Genomic DNA, 14,713 nt, shown 5'->3' with positions numbered 1-14,713 from the left:
AGCAAGATGGCTTACCGGGAGAGTCAATCGCCCGAAGACAATGGGACTTACCATCGTTTGGTACGCCCTCCCTTTCGCGTGTCTTTCAATCTCTCAGCCCAATTGGACCGGACGATGCGCAAGGTTTGCGAAGGGACTTGAAAACCCATCCATGAGGTGACCAAAAGTGGGACAACGAATTCTGTTTGCCAACGCCAAAGTATTCGACGGCAAACGCAGCTACAGACCTAATACTGCCGTCGTCGTCGAGGGCGAAAAAATCGTAGCCGTAGGGACTGAGCCAGCACCATTGCCCGGCGACCGACGCATAGACCTGGCTGGAAAAACTCTGATGCCGGGAATGACCGTTGGCCACTGGCACGGAGAGTTTGCCGAGATCGGCCCCCCCCTATTCTCTTCAGGTCGCGCCGGCACCTTTCTGGGCGAGGAGAAACCGCCAGCCATCCTCGCCTTGCAGTACGCCAATTCTATGCGTGCTGCGCTGTATTCAGGAGTGACCCAGGTGGTCTCCGCCTCCTGCGGCCATAACCACGACGCCCAACTGCGCATGGCCAAGGAAATCGGACTGATCCAGGGGCCGCACATCACACCTTGCAGCCGCCATGTGACCTCCACTGGCGACTACGAGGATCGCGGCCAGTGGTGGTGCACATCGGCACCACCGCAAGATGGTATCCGCCGCTATGGGCAGAACGTGTTCGCCGATGGCGTCGACCAGATCACCAAGGCGGTGCGCGAAGAGATCCTGTTCGGTGCCGAGATTATCAAGCTCCTACTCAGCGGTGGCCACGGTTTCATCTGGAGCAAGGGTTACCGCGGTATCTCCAAAGCAGAAATGTACGCAGCGGTGCAAACCGCCCATGAGCGTGGCATGCGGGTGCGGGCCCATGTGGCGACCCGTGAGGCTATCCTCGAAGCCATCGAAGCGGGGGTCGACATTATCGACCACGCCGACTTCATGGATGAGGAATGCATCGACAAGATGCTCGAACATGATGTGACCCTAGTCCCGAGCATGCTGTTTACCAAGATCATCGGCCACTCCAGGACCGACACCCCCAGCGACCTGTCCGACCCCGACCAGCGCGGCTGGCTGAATGCGCTAAAAATGCTGCCCAAAGCCAACGAGGCCGGTGTGCGGATCGTACCCGGTGATGACTTCGGCGCTCAGGGCCTGCCTCACGAGCCAGGCATCTATGCCCGCGAGCTCGAAGTCTACGTCAATGACATGGGTATCCCAGCGTTGGATGTGTTGCGCTGGGCTACCAGCAACGGTGCCGAACTGGCACGGGCGGGGCATGCCACCGGGACGGTTGAGGCTGGCAAGCTCGCCGACCTGCTCGTACTCGATGGCGACCCGGTTGCCGACATCGGCATCCTCACCCAGCCGGGGCGCTACCTCAAGGCGGTAATGCAAAACGGCCGCTTCATTAAAGACGAACTCTAACCCAATAGACCTGTGCCGAACGCACCCCGAGTGCGCCCCAACGCTCCTCATTTATAAAGGACCATAAAAACAAATGAAACGAATCGAAGTCACGCTGCCCTCTTCTATTGACAGTCTGCAGGTCGTCGAAACCGAGCGTCCGCAGCCAGGTCCAGGCGAACTGCTGGTCCGGATTCGAGCTTCGTCCTTGAACTTTCACGACTACCTGGTCGTGAGTGGAATCATGCCCGCCGACGCGGGTCGTGTGCCGCTGTCGGACGGTGCTGGCGAGGTGATCGAGGTCGGCCGAGGCGTACAGGCATTCCAGGTGGGCGACCGGGTGGTGGGTACCTATTTCACTGACTGGCTCGACGGCCCGCCCAATGCCGATCAGATCAAGCGCATGCGCGGCGAGCAAGTCGACGGTTTCGCCAGCGAATACGTGGTCAGGCCCGAGTCCGATTTCGTCAAGACACCGCAAGGCTTGTCGCATGAGCAAGCTGCAACCCTGCCGTGCGCCGGCCTGACAGCTTGGCGTGCAGTTGTAGTTGAGGGCCAGGTCAAACCGGGTGACACGGTCTTGATCCAGGGCACGGGCGGTGTTTCCATCTTTGCCCTGCAGTTCGCCCGGATGGCTGGCGCGCAAGTCATCGCCATCACCTCATCCACGGAAAAGGCGCAGAAGCTGCACGCGTTGGGCGCCTCGCATGTCATCAACTACTGTGATGAACCCCAGTGGGGCGCCAAGGTGCGTGAGCTCACTGGTGGCCGAGGGGTGGATCACGTTGTGGAAGTGGTCGGCGGCGAACAAATCGTACAGAGCTTCAAAGCCTGCCGCGTGGGTGGCAGCGTCTATATGATCGGCGCGCTGAGTCGCCGGCCGCTGCAGTTTCCGGCGGGCTTGATCATCACCGCAAACATTCGCTTGGTGGGCGTCACCGTCGGCAGTCGCGCCCATCTGCAAGGCATGATGCAAGCTATCGCCGTCAACGAACTGAATCCAGTCATCGACAGTGTATTTCCTCTTACCGACCTCAAGCAGGCCTTTCAACATCAGGAAGCCAAAGCACACTTTGGCAAGATCGTCATTTCGATCTGACAACACTACGACGGGAAAGTGGCTACGAGTCGATCAGCGTCAAAGGTCGAACCTTGCGCCCGAGATCGACTCACAGTTCCCTCCATTGATATCGGAATAATTGAGGAGGAAGCAATGAGCACACCAAGTACACCGGCCAACTCGCGCCTCGAAGGCGCCGGTAGTGACTGGCCACAAGACTCGATCGCTTTGCATCGCCTGTTGGCAGAGCGTTTCAGCTGCCGCGCCTACCTTGCGAATGAAGTGCCGCGCGTCCATATCGAGCGCATGCTGGAAATGGCACAGCTATCGGCCTCATGGTCAAATTCTCAGCCCTGGCAGGTGCTGGTAACCGAAGGCAAGGGCACTCAACGCTTTCGCGAGGCCTTATTCGCTCACGCCAGCGCCGATTACGCGGCAAACGGCGGAGTACCGACCGCCGCGCCAGACCTCCCCTTCCCGCCGGCCTACCGCGGGATCTACAAGGAACGAAAACGTGAAGTGGGCTGGCAACTTTATGAAAGCGTCGGCATTGAGTACGGCGACCGAACCGCGTCCGCCGAGCAGACGCTGAAGAACTTCAGGCTGTTCGACGCGCCACACATGTTGCTGATCACTTCGGAGCGCGACTTGGGCGCCTACGGTGCCATCGATAGCGGCCTTTATCTGTCGAACGTTTTACTCGCAGGGCAGAGCCTAGGCATCGCAAGTGTGGCGCAAGCGGCACTGGCGATATATGCGCCTTTCATGCACGACTACTTCGGCATCCCTGATAACCGCATGATCGTTGCAGGCGCCTCATTCGGCTATGCCGACCCTGGGCATCCAGCCAATAGTTTCAGGTCGCGGCGCGCCGATCTGCAAGAGGTGGTGCACTGGGTTAGTACGTAATGGCCATGGGCGGGTGATCGCTTTACCCGCCCGTGTTCGTCACTGGCCACTAAACACGGGTTTGCGCTTCTCGCGAAACGCGGCAACACCCTCGCAAAACCCCTCAGTGCGTCCGGCCAGCCGCTGATTGGCGCGCTCCGCTGCCAACGTTTCACTCAGTGTGTGATCGAGGGAAAAACGCACGCACTGGCGGATCAACGCATAAGTCTTGGTCGGCCCTTGTGCCAAGCGGCTGGCCAGCGCTTGAGCCTCCTCAGCCAGAGCCTCGTCTTCTACCAGCCGATGAATCATCCCCCACTGTTGCGCCTGCTCAGCCGAAATGCGCTCGCCCAACATCATCATTGCCTGAGCGCGAGGGCGACCAATCGAGCGGGTCAACAACCAGTGGCTACCTGCATCCGGGATCAGACCGATGTTGATGAATGCCTGCAGGAAATAGGCTGAGCGTGCCGCCAGCACAAAGTCAGCGGCCAGCGCCAACGCACACCCAGCCCCAACCGCCGGCCCGTTGATAGCGCTGATCACTGGCAACGGCAACGCAAACAGACGCTCGACGATGGGGTTGTAAAAGTGCTCCACTTTGTAGCCCAAATCATTGCCTGGGCCAGCAGTAGTCAGGTCCGCGCCGGATGAAAATGCCCGCCCCGCTCCAGTCAGCAGCAGCACCCGCGCGCTGTTGCCATCGCGGATAGTATCCAGTGCCTCAATAATTTCTTCCAACATTCGGGTATTCAACGCATTCAATGCATCGGGTCGATTGAAGGTCAACGTGGCAACGCCAGCCTGTTCATGGACGGTAATGTTCTGATAATCGCTCATCGTGTAATTCCAGAGTTTGTTCCTCGAAAAGCGATACTGCCAATAGCCGGGGATCGCCACGAATCCCCATGTTAGGCGCCGAGCGAAAGACCCGAACGACTGGAAAAGAAGTGGCATTAGCCTGTGCTGGCAATTGCGCAAATTAAGGGAATGTTCTGAGAGTGCCGCTCAATATGATCTGCACGGAACACCCGATCTGAACGGACAAATTGCGTGCTAGCTTTGCCCATCGCACCTCTTCAACAATCACAATATGGTAGGAATTGAAATGACCTCAAGCCAATGGCAGACATTTGCAAGCGAACCGGCACTGGACCCCGATCTGCCCATTATTGATACACACCACCACATCTGGGGTCAGGATTGGGACAATCCCATTTTCAAACCCTACGATCTCGAGGAGCTCATTGCGGACAAGGCGCTGTCAGCCCATAACGTAGTGGCTACAGTGCTAGTCGACGGTCATTCGCACTACTACACTGACGGCCCGCAGTCCATGCGCCCGGTAGGTGAAACCGTGAACGCCCAACGCATTGCCGAGGAAAGCGCACAACGTGGCGGCAAGGCCGGTGGTCTGTGTTCGGCGATCGTGCCTTTTGCCAACCTCACCCTCGGCGCTGCGGTGGGCGAGGTACTCGATGCGCACGCAGATGCCTCGCCACGCCTTCGCGGCATCCGCCATATGCTCGCCTTCGACGCCTCGCTGCCACCGATCTATGGCGCCAGCGAAGCGGACATCACCCAACAACCCGCGTTCAGGCAAGGCTTCGCCGAACTGGCGCGACGCGGCTTGAGCTTTGAAGCCTGGGCTTTTCAGACTCAACTCGGCGAGGTGCAGGATCTGGCCGCTGCCTTTCCCGACACCTCCATCATTCTCAACCACCTGGGTGGCCCCTTGGCGATAGGTCCATTCGCCGGCCGTCGCAAGGAAGGCTTTCAGGCTTGGCGCACAGCCATGATGCATCTGGCCCGATGCTCTAACATCACGGTCAAGCTGGGCGGCCTCTATGTGTCACAGACCGAGCCGGCTGCCTATGGCTTCCCGTCAGAACCGTTAAGCTCCGAGCAGATTGCCGATATCAATCGTGACTACGTGCTGACGGCCATTGAACTGTTTGGCCCCGAGCGCTGCATGTTCGAAAGCAATTTCCCAGTGGAGATGCTTTCCACCACTTACGACACCCTGTGGAATGGATTCAAGCGGATAGTCGCCGACTTCAGTGCGAGTGAGCGACAAGCAATGTTTGCCGGTGTGGCTCGACGAATTTATCGGATCGCCGACTAAATCGTTCGCAAGCAAACCTGAGCTGGCGTCATGACGTGACTCTTGATTCGCATCCTGGCGCCTCGCCGCGAACACCAAAGAGTATCCACTGTATCGCGACCATGGGCCTAGTATTCGGCTCTTTCTGCCAGCAGTCAAAATCAGCCACACCTCAGCAGGCCGCCAGTCTGGGGCCTGTTGACGGATCTCCATTCGACCCACACTTCCCAGCCCGGCCAACCGTACTGCCATCGCTGGAAGCCTACGGCTTTTGCAAGTGGGAAGAGGCCAAGGACTTCATCAGGGACGGTAACATCGAAATAGATAGCAGCCCGTCAACACACATGGAGGACAACTGGGCGAAGTCTACACACACGGTCTCAGTGGCTTAAGCGAAGCGGTCCGGCAGCTGCGCAGTAACGCGGTCAACCAGGTTGCGGAGGTGCATAACGTGCTGGTCACCGCCGGCAGTGGGGTGTCAATCAGCGGCGCGATCCTTGGCATCGACCAGTAATTGGCCACTGGTCCGCTATCGGCAACTTCGATTGCTACCCCGGATAAGCAATGTTTTCTCAAATTGATAGATTGACTCCATCAACGACTGCTACGGAAACAACCTCAATGGCTATGGATATTCGACTCAACGGTTCAGGCGGTATAAAGCTCGCGGTGGATGTAGTGGGAAACCCCAGTGACCCCTGCGTACTGTTATTGCCTGGTTTCGGCCAAACTCGTGCTGCCTGGAGCAAGGTCGCTAAAGCCCTGGCAGCAGCCGGCCGCTATGCAGTCTCGGTCGATTTGCGCGGTCATGGCGACAGCGACTGGGCACCCAACGCTCGCTACGACTTGGGCGACATCGTCCAGGACGTCAAGGCCATTATCGAACAGCTGCCCTCCAGACCCGCGGTGGTCGGCACGTCCCTTGGTGCCCTGGCCGCCTTGGCAGCCATCGGTGAAAGCGACAAGCCGATCGTCAGTGCGCTGATCCTGATTAACGCGCTGCCACGTATGAAACCTAGCGGACTCGACCGCAACGCGGCCCTGATGACCAGGGATGCCAACGGCTTCAGCAGCCTTGAAGAGGCTGCCGCTGTATTGGCCGAATACCTGCCCGCCAATGAGCAGATCGACCTCGCCAACCTTAAGCATGACCTGCGCCGAGACGACAGCGGCCGCTTCCGCTGGCATGTCGATCCCGCCTACAACGGCTTTGACGTCGGACCCGAAGGCCGCGCTGCTGCACATAACCGCTTCAACATTGCCGCCTCTGCGCTGGAAGTACCCACCCTATTGATCCGCAGCGAATCGGGCACTGCGCTCGACGAGGCCGGTGTGGAGGCTTTCCGCAAGCGAGTACCGCATGCCGAAGTGGCTGAAATCGCCGGAGTCGGCGACCTCACTATCGGACGGCGCAATGATGCTTTCGACATCGCAGTGCTGAATTTTCTTGAGAGCGTTAACCCACGCCCAGGCGCGCACCCCCAAGGCGGTTTCGAACCGCGCATGCTGCGCAATGCCCTTGGCTGTTTTGTTACAGGTGTCACCGTTATTACCACTACCGACGAAAACGGCAGCCCCCTGGGATTCACCGCCAACTCCTTCACCTCCGTTTCCCTTGACCCCTCGCTGGTGCTGTTCTGTGTCAAGCGCGAGTCGCCCAGCGTGAACGCGCTGCGTAAGCACGGCGCATTCGCCGTGAACGTTCTGCACATCGGACAACAACCCATTTCGGCACGTTTTGCCTCCAGGAACGTGGACCGCTTCGCTGAAACAGAATGGGAAACCTGGGACCAAAATGTGCCCATCATTATCGACGCCGCCGCAAACTTTGAATGTGCCATCACCGAAGTCTTGGACGGCGGCGATCATGTCATCGTAATCGGTAGAGTCGATCGGGTGCATTTCGATCCATCACGCGATCCGTTGCTGTACTTCCAAGGCGCCTACCAGCGCATGCACATGGCGCGTGACGATTGATCGGGTAAGTCCATCCACTGTGGGTATTGCAGTCACAGACAATTCCCATTGCAAAACAAGCCAAAGTTTCAATGACTGCTCGCTTTAGACTGCCGCCTACAAACGATGGGAAAACAGAATGCTCCCAATGCATCAGTTCAAAATGACGGACGGCATGTCCATTGCAGCCGACATCGGTGGCGACGCTGATAAGCCGCCCATCGTGCTGCTTCACGGAGGTGGGCAAACTCGCCACAGTTGGCACAAGGGCTTTGTCGCCTTTGTCGAAGCTGGCTACCACGTAATTTCCATAGATGCACGAGGGCATGGCGACAGCGACTGGTCTCCCACAGGGGACTATGGGCTGGATGCACTGGTGTCCGACTTGCTCTCGGTCATTGGTCAACTCGATCAGATGCCAATCCTGGTGGGAGCCTCAATGGGCGGCATGACTGCGCTGACTGCGGTCGGTGAAGCCGATTGCAGGCTGGCCCGAGCGCTGGTATTGGTCGACATCACCCCGACAGTCAACCTACAAGGCACGGACCATATCGCTGCATTTATGCAGGCTAACCTGTCAGGGTTCGCAACCCTGGAAGACGCGGCCGAGGCTGTCGCTCGCTATAACCCGAACCGTCCACGCTCACCCAACCCCAATGGCTTGATGCGCAACTTGCGCAAGCGCAACGGCCGCCTCTACTGGCATTGGGATCCTCGCTTCATATCCTTCGGAGAACTGCGCCCCGATATTGTACAACCCCGCCTGGAGCAGGCAACGAATCAAATTCAAATACCGACATTACTGATCAGCGGCTCGCAAAGTGAAGTGGTCGGAAAAGAACAAATTGCACATTTCCAGCAACTGCTACCCACCGCAGAGTGCGTCACGGTGGAGGGTGCGGGGCATATGGTCGCGGGTGACCGCAATGATGCCTTCAACGAAGGCATTCTGAGTTTTTGTCGCAGGCATTCAAACCCTGTGCAGATTACTTGCGTTCAAAAATAAAGCCAACAAAAGGAGTAAATCAATGTCAAGCGGCCCCCTTCAGGGACTTAAAGTAATCGAGTTTGCCGGCATCGGACCTGGTCCGTTCTGCGGCATGTTGCTGTCCGACATGGGTGCGGACGTACTGCGCATCGAACGCAAGGGCAGCGCAAGTAAGCGTAATGCGCAGACGGAAATCGATAGTCGTGGCAGGCAGTCCCTGGAAGTCGACCTCAAGGATCCCGAATCGATCGAACTGTGCCTGAAGCTCTGCGAGACCGCCGATATCTTGTTTGAAGGGTTCCGCCCTGGCGTCATGGAGAGGCTTGGCCTGGATCCGGGTATCGTCCTCGCGCGCAATCCACGCATCGTGTATGGCCGCATGACCGGCTGGGGCCAATACGGTCCTTACGCGTATCGTGCAGGCCATGACATCAACTACATCGCCGTCACCGGCGCATTGGATACCATCGGCACTCAGGACAAGCCCATCGCGCCATTGAACCTGGTCGGTGACTATGGAGGCGGGGCGATGTTCCTGGCAGTAGGCGTGCTTGCTGCGGTATTGAGTGCCCGCGCCACAGGCAAAGGCCAGGTGGTCGATGTCGCAATGACCGATGGCACCGCCTACCTGACCGCGATCATCCATCGCCTGCGCTACTCCGGGCAGTGGGAAGACCAGCGCAGCAGCAACCTGCTCGACGGCGGTGCACCTTTCTACGACACGTACCGCTGTGCCGATAGCAAGTGGATTGCTGTGGGTGCGATCGAGCCACAGTTCTACGCCATTCTGCTGGAGAAGATCGGTTTGGCTGGCAAAATCCCCCACGCTCAAATGGACAAATCGAAGTGGCCGGAAATAAAGGCCAAGTTTGCTGAAGTGTTTGCGAGCAAGACTCGCGACCAGTGGAGCGAGATCATGGAAGGATCCGATGCGTGCTTCTCCCCCGTGCTGTCGATTACCGAAGCCATGCAAGATCCCCACAACATTGCTCGCGCATCGTTTTTGGAAATCGACGGAGTGCCGCAACCGGCACCAGCTCCTCGATTCTCGGTTACGCCGGGCGAGGTTCAGGTGCACGCAGGAGCTAACGACGGAAACGGTCGCAGCCTCCTGCAGAACTGGGGAATCAATGCCTCGGACGCAAAAAATGCTGTGGCTGGCGGTTTAATCGCCTGAGGACAATGTTCTCAATAAAGCGATAACGGGTATTGGGCGTTCGCCATGACTGGCAAATCGACTTTTTGAATCGCACGCCTGGTTTTCCTCTGAATCATAATTTCACTGCGGGTAGAGACAAGCTGATGAGAAGCGGGGTTGTTAGGATTCAACTCAACGATGCTTCATACATAAACATCGTACTACGTCGCTATCCGTAGAGCGCTTATTGCAGCGCGCATAATCCAACATAATTAAGGTGCAGAAATGGCTTACATGGATTATTTAAACAATATACCCCAGCAACTCATTAGCGCAATGACGCTCTCATGGGACAACGCTGGCAATATCGCCGCCTGGCTCATTGCATGCACATTGGGTTATCTTCTTTATACGCACGCGCTTCGATTGATGCGCAAAGAAGGAACGGACCCATACCCCATTTATCTTCACTGCTGGATGATTACCATTGATCTGATCGGCACCTACACATTCTGGCACTTAGCCCTCAAGAACGACTTTTTCTGGATGTTCGTGGTGCAAGGCGTTTTCCTGCCCGTATGGGTGGTGCTGGAAGCTATTTGCATCTATAAAGCAGTCAAGGACAAAGTGTCGCGACAATTGGAGTTCGGCTCCATGAGCAAGGGCCACATCGATGAGAACACCGCGTGGTTCAATGTCATCGGCATCACCCTCGTTTGCTTCGCTGTCAATATGTACGTCCTGTCCATGATTGGCGGTGTCGATAACGCTGCCATTTGGATAATTTATCCTTTCACGAACTATGTATTCGCCTATTGGACCTGGAAATACTGGGGGGCTCGCGCCGCAGAAACCGGAACGAGAAAATTCAACTCCATGGGATTGCAGATCATCATCGTTGTTGAATGTGCAGTTATGTGGATACCGGGAATTAGTTGGTTCTTGGCAGTGACGCCGTTTTTCAACCAAGCTTGGTACTATTTCTGTGGCGTCATCACCACCGGCCTGGCAATCTACAACCTGTACAAGTGCTCTCAATTGCCGAAAAAAGAATTATTACCCAATGGCAGCAAGCCAGTTTGGTAAAGTCTTCTAGCACCACCCCATCGAAGCAAGGTGTATTTAGAGTTGAATTACAACACTGTTACAGCATCATCTTTTAACATTAGCCAACCCTTTGATCCAGTATAAATTCGTTGTCCGAGCTGGGATACTACCCCAGCTCGCACTCGTCTACGAAGACTAGTCTAGGGTCATAACTGATTTTCCATTTTGCAAGCCTCTCCACTTCCTATCCAAGTGCCCGCGTCACAACTTCGGCAACCGTAAACTTGCGAAAGTCTTTGAAGTCCCGGGTCTGCATCGACACGATCTCCAACTGCACGATGGTTTCTTCACTGATCACATGCTTGCGGTAACTGCAGGCCCAGATCAGTTCGTATTCGGCCTGTACGCTCAACACAATGATTTGGTCGCATCGGGAGTCAATAGGTTTCCGGCAGTCCACCGATTGGGGGTTTGACTATTTTAATGAGGAGACTGTATTTCAGCATATACGGGGATTGTTCGGAGTTTCCATAGCACCTGCTCATCTCTCTATTGACGGTTCCTCATTTTACCACCAGGACATTTTCACTTAACCAAAGCCATAAAAAAAACGCCCCTACAGAACCAATTTACAATCTGGCCTACCTGCAGGGGCGCTGCTTTTATCAACCGATCAACTTGCATACCTCGGCATACGTTGCTCGACCGGAGGAGTGACTTCATTTCGACGATACTCACTGGGAGAACAACCAAAATGCTCTCGAAACATACGACTAAAATGAGCAGCACTTTTAAACCCGGTCATAAAGGCGATTTCACCGATCCCGTAGCGCCTTTTGTCCAACGTAGCAAGCCACTCCTTGGATTTTTCCAGGCGACTTTTCCACAACAACTCGGAAAACGCGGTACCGTTTTCCTTCAGCAGATGACATAGATAGCGAGGCGATATCTTGCAGGCCTTTGCCGCCGCAGACAAAGAAAAATCAGGATTGGAAAGATGTAGAGATATCAGGGAAATGATTCCCTCAAGGCGCTTCTCACCAATGCTTTGACGAGACTCGACCTCCATACCCTGCTCTACTGCAATATCGTACGTCGTTTTCAACATCGCTGAAATGAGATCGTCGATAACCTCTCGTGCAAGCGACTCGCCTTCTGCGCTCAAGACAGCCATCACTTGCGCAATAATCAATCGTCGCCCTTGAGGAGCTGTCAGCCGTGAACACATGGGTATCCCGTCCGGAAAGTGTCGATGCACCAAGTCCAATGGCAAGATTATAAACAACCACTCGGTTGCCTGCTTTGCGGCTGCACAGCTTTTATAATGAATTGGAATATTAGAACGGGTAAAAGCAAGATCGCCTGGACCCAGCTCACATGAATTCCCTGCCTGGGACACACTCAGCATCCCCGATCGCACATAACGCAATGTGATCGTATTGACTTTGTTTTCACGAATATGATCCCAGGACCGACGAAACTCATACTTCGACCGGGCGTTCACGACGCCCATTGGGTACTGTCCTTGCAACAGCATGGATAACTCGAAATGCGGACTCTGCTCCTGTTCGCACATGATCACATCGCCATCATTGTATTTTTTTGCTATTTCTCTTGTCGCAAGAGAAAACAACTTTCCAACTACTGCAGCAGAACTGTTGGGCCGATCAAATGAAAAATATTCCATCGCCATTCACCTATTTTATTTTTATTATCTAGCAAGACACCACATGTCGCACAGCAGTGGGCTAACATCACGGTTTGTAGATTGGATTAAATTTGAGACCAGCGACATACGCCTAAAGGCAGTTGATCACCTCCTGATCTGCCTGTCACTAACCGACCGTCACCTCCCGTTTGCACCAAGAGAAGTATCAACGCTACGTACCAACGTCAATAACCTGGGGCCGACCTCGTCAACCAGATGTTTGACCTGCGGGCTGAACACAGGAACTGTCGCGGAAAAGATCCAGGCTTCCTCTTCTTCCGAGCGGCGTGTCATTGGCACGGCAATCACTGCCATCTCGCGATGCAAATCACCGTGCCCCTGACAGAACCCATGCTGTTGAAGATCATGACGCGCATCATCCAGACGATCAAGCAACCACGCGTGGCGCTCTGGATTCTTGCTTGCCAGTTCTGCAAGGTAGGTTTCGCGCTCAATCGCAGGCGCGGTGACCAGGTAGGCACGACCCGACGCGGTTCGCGAAAGGGACAACTTTGTTCCTACCTCAGATCTGAAAACCTTACTACCAACCCCTTGAACCAACTCAACGTAATTCAGATTTGCTCGGTAGCCCACTACCAGCTGCAGCTGACCCGTAATGTGATTCGCCAAGTCTTCCATCAATGGCCGAGCCAATTGGCGAATTGTCATTCTGGCGAGCGTCGCCGCACTGGCTTCGAGCAGTCCCAACCCCGCCACATAACGGGAAATTCGCTCTGAATAACGCAGGATGCCCAGGTCGCAGAGCGTGTCCAACAGGCGAAACAGAGTCGGCTTCGCAAGCCCTGTCAACTCCATCAGCTCGCGTGCACTGAGCTCTTGTCGCATGGGAGTAAAACAGCGAATGATGGCCACTCCACGCGCCAGCGCGCTGACCTGTCGCCCTTCGCTTTCGCTCTCAACTTCAGTTTTCAAACTAGCCAAGAATTTTCTCGCTTCGAAATGATCCAGGCATGAACCGCATGATGACTCTGGCGTGCTGTTCTCTCATGAGTCAAAGCGTTCGAGCAATGATTTCTTTCATGATCTCGTCGCTGCCACCGAAGAGCCGGCTGACTCGTGCATCCACCCATGCACTGCCCACGACATACTCACTCATGTAGCCATAGCCTCCATGCATTTGCAGGAACTCGTCGAGCAAGCGATTTTGCATCGCTGTAGCGTTGAGCTTGGCCATCGCTGCACGATCCGGTGTCAATTCGCGACGCAGATGTCGAGCAAGGCAATCGTCGATAAAGGTCCGTATCATGGTTGCTTGGGATTTTGCTTCGGCAAGTTTGAAGCGAGTGTTCTGGAAGGAAAACACAGGCTGGCCGAAGGTGTTTCGTTCTCTCGTATAGGCAATTGTGCGCTCAAGCATTGCCTCAATCGATGCGGCGGCGCGCACAGCAATGACCAACCGCTCTTGAGCCAATTCATGCATCAAGTAGCCGAAGCCGGCATTCTCCTCGCCCAGCAAGTTATCGACTGGAACACGCACATTTTCAAAGAACAGTTCCGAGGTATCCTGCCCACGCAAGCCGACCTTCTTGAGTTTTTGGCCCTTCTCGAACCCTGGAGTGCCTTCCTCAACGCAAATCAGTGATATGCCGCGAGCACCCGCTGCTGGATCGGTTTTGACAACCACGATGACCAGGCCGGCATTCAATCCGTTGGTAATAAAGGTCTTCTGACCATTGATGATGTACTCATCGCCTTCGCGACGCGCGGTGGTCCGTATAGCCTTCAAATCGCTACCCGCTCCGGGCTCTGTCATGGCGATGGCGCCAATCAATTCGCCCCTCGCCATGGCCGGCAGCCAGCGCTCCTTCTGCGCCTCGTCACCATATTCATGAATGTAAGGCGCCACGATATCGGAGTGCAGGTTAAAACCCACGGCAGTGGCGTTTACGCGCGCCAACTCTTCGATCAGCACGGCTGAATGGCCAAAATCACCACCGCTACCGAAGGGCTCAGGCAGCATGATGTTTAGCAGCCCCTCCTCACCAGCACGTAGCCAAAGCGCCTTCGGCACTATCCCTTCGTCTTCCCATCCAGCATGAAAGGGCTGGATCTCCCGCTCAATGAAACGGCGCACCTGGGTGCGAAACTGCTCGTGGTCTTCTCGAAATACGCTACGCATGAAAATCCTCTGATTCAGCAGATGAAAAGATGACGAGTAGATGACTACCACGCCGTTGATCCGATAATCGCGGGGGAATGTTTCAAAGCCCTGACACTCACCGGCCAATTATCACCACAACTAAATAATAAATGTTTTTTTGGATTATAAAACAGTTTTATTGGAATAAATAAGCCATTTTTTAATTATTAAAACTATAAATCGAGACAAATGTCTCATTATATTGATAAGCAAACTTTTGACGAGCCCATGCCAATG

At 55.3% G+C, this 14,713-nt stretch carries 14 protein-coding genes; 9 read left to right on the top strand and 5 right to left on the bottom strand.

Features of this window, described 5'->3' with window-relative positions:
- The first annotated feature begins 166 nt into the window (after positions 1-166).
- The 3 genes from AC1RO5_RS01585 (at position 167) to AC1RO5_RS01575 (ending at position 3,395) form a co-directional block, all read left to right on the top strand.
- A complete protein-coding gene (locus AC1RO5_RS01585; RefSeq protein WP_493172126.1) occupies positions 167-1,447 on the top strand; it encodes an amidohydrolase family protein in 1,281 nt (426 codons plus the stop codon).
- 73 nt (positions 1,448-1,520) lie between these two features.
- The gene (locus tag AC1RO5_RS01580) at positions 1,521-2,525 is read left to right on the top strand and encodes a zinc-dependent alcohol dehydrogenase family protein (protein ID WP_493172124.1); all 1,005 of its coding nucleotides are present in this window, start codon (positions 1,521-1,523) and stop codon (positions 2,523-2,525) included.
- 114 nt (positions 2,526-2,639) lie between these two features.
- Positions 2,640-3,395 (top strand): nitroreductase, encoded by a 756-nt coding sequence (locus AC1RO5_RS01575; protein ID WP_493172122.1) that lies wholly within the window; start codon positions 2,640-2,642, stop codon positions 3,393-3,395.
- 39 nt (positions 3,396-3,434) lie between these two features.
- On the opposite strand, the gene AC1RO5_RS01570 is transcribed toward AC1RO5_RS01575, so the two are convergent.
- Entirely contained in the window at positions 3,435-4,214 is a 780-nt protein-coding gene (locus AC1RO5_RS01570) for an enoyl-CoA hydratase-related protein (RefSeq protein WP_493172120.1), read from the bottom strand.
- 268 nt (positions 4,215-4,482) lie between these two features.
- Between AC1RO5_RS01570 and AC1RO5_RS01565 the strand changes: the two genes are divergently transcribed.
- The 6 genes from AC1RO5_RS01565 to AC1RO5_RS01540 all read left to right on the top strand — a co-directional run bounded on the left by AC1RO5_RS01565 (position 4,483) and on the right by AC1RO5_RS01540 (position 10,646).
- A complete protein-coding gene (locus AC1RO5_RS01565) occupies positions 4,483-5,499 on the top strand; it encodes an amidohydrolase family protein (protein ID WP_493172118.1) in 1,017 nt (338 codons plus the stop codon).
- Between the two features lie 334 nt (positions 5,500-5,833).
- Positions 5,834-5,992, top strand: a complete 159-nt coding sequence (locus tag AC1RO5_RS01560; RefSeq protein ID WP_493172429.1) for a hypothetical protein — start codon at positions 5,834-5,836, stop codon at positions 5,990-5,992.
- A gap of 107 nt (positions 5,993-6,099) precedes the next feature.
- Entirely contained in the window at positions 6,100-7,455 is a 1,356-nt protein-coding gene (locus AC1RO5_RS01555) for an alpha/beta fold hydrolase (RefSeq protein WP_493172116.1), read from the top strand.
- Between the two features lie 127 nt (positions 7,456-7,582).
- Positions 7,583-8,440, top strand: coding sequence for an alpha/beta fold hydrolase (locus tag AC1RO5_RS01550; RefSeq protein ID WP_493172114.1), 858 nt, complete (start codon positions 7,583-7,585; stop codon positions 8,438-8,440).
- A gap of 22 nt (positions 8,441-8,462) precedes the next feature.
- Entirely contained in the window at positions 8,463-9,599 is a 1,137-nt protein-coding gene (locus AC1RO5_RS01545; RefSeq protein ID WP_493172112.1) for a CaiB/BaiF CoA transferase family protein, read from the top strand.
- A 246-nt stretch (positions 9,600-9,845) separates the two neighbouring features.
- Positions 9,846-10,646, top strand: coding sequence for a hypothetical protein (locus AC1RO5_RS01540; protein ID WP_493172110.1), 801 nt, complete (start codon positions 9,846-9,848; stop codon positions 10,644-10,646).
- Positions 10,647-10,851: 205 nt separating this feature from the next.
- Here the strand turns inward: AC1RO5_RS01540 and AC1RO5_RS01535 are convergent, their stop codons facing one another.
- From AC1RO5_RS01535 to AC1RO5_RS01520, 4 genes are all read right to left on the bottom strand, one after another.
- Entirely contained in the window at positions 10,852-11,022 is a 171-nt protein-coding gene (locus tag AC1RO5_RS01535; RefSeq protein ID WP_493172108.1) for a hypothetical protein, read from the bottom strand.
- A 258-nt stretch (positions 11,023-11,280) separates the two neighbouring features.
- Positions 11,281-12,294: a helix-turn-helix domain-containing protein gene (locus AC1RO5_RS01530; protein ID WP_493172106.1), complete on the bottom strand. Its 1,014-nt coding sequence runs from the start codon at positions 12,292-12,294 to the stop codon at positions 11,281-11,283.
- Positions 12,295-12,453: 159 nt separating this feature from the next.
- Positions 12,454-13,257, bottom strand: a complete 804-nt coding sequence (locus tag AC1RO5_RS01525) for an IclR family transcriptional regulator (protein WP_493172104.1) — start codon at positions 13,255-13,257, stop codon at positions 12,454-12,456.
- 70 nt (positions 13,258-13,327) lie between these two features.
- Positions 13,328-14,461, bottom strand: coding sequence for an acyl-CoA dehydrogenase family protein (locus tag AC1RO5_RS01520; protein WP_493172427.1), 1,134 nt, complete (start codon positions 14,459-14,461; stop codon positions 13,328-13,330).
- Positions 14,462-14,713: the final 252 nt, after the last annotated feature.

This window comes from Pseudomonas sp. GW822-FHT02G04 (genome assembly GCF_058802085.1).
This window is presented reverse-complemented; position numbering and strand designations above follow the sequence as displayed.

Bases quoted from the DNA above. Each gene is read 5' to 3' on its own strand.
- AC1RO5_RS01555 (WP_493172116.1), top strand. From the start codon at position 6,100: ATGGCTATGGATATTCGACTCAACGGTTCAGGCGGTATAAAGCTCGCG.
- AC1RO5_RS01575 (WP_493172122.1), top strand. From the start codon at position 2,640: ATGAGCACACCAAGTACACCGGCCAACTCGCGCCTCGAAGGCGCCGGT.
- AC1RO5_RS01565 (WP_493172118.1), top strand. From the start codon at position 4,483: ATGACCTCAAGCCAATGGCAGACATTTGCAAGCGAACCGGCACTGGAC.
- AC1RO5_RS01540 (WP_493172110.1), top strand. From the start codon at position 9,846: ATGGCTTACATGGATTATTTAAACAATATACCCCAGCAACTCATTAGC.
- AC1RO5_RS01570 (WP_493172120.1), bottom strand. From the start codon at position 4,214: ATGAGCGATTATCAGAACATTACCGTCCATGAACAGGCTGGCGTTGCC.
- AC1RO5_RS01550 (WP_493172114.1), top strand. From the start codon at position 7,583: ATGCATCAGTTCAAAATGACGGACGGCATGTCCATTGCAGCCGACATC.
- AC1RO5_RS01580 (WP_493172124.1), top strand. From the start codon at position 1,521: ATGAAACGAATCGAAGTCACGCTGCCCTCTTCTATTGACAGTCTGCAG.
- AC1RO5_RS01545 (WP_493172112.1), top strand. From the start codon at position 8,463: ATGTCAAGCGGCCCCCTTCAGGGACTTAAAGTAATCGAGTTTGCCGGC.
- AC1RO5_RS01530 (WP_493172106.1), bottom strand. From the start codon at position 12,294: ATGGAATATTTTTCATTTGATCGGCCCAACAGTTCTGCTGCAGTAGTT.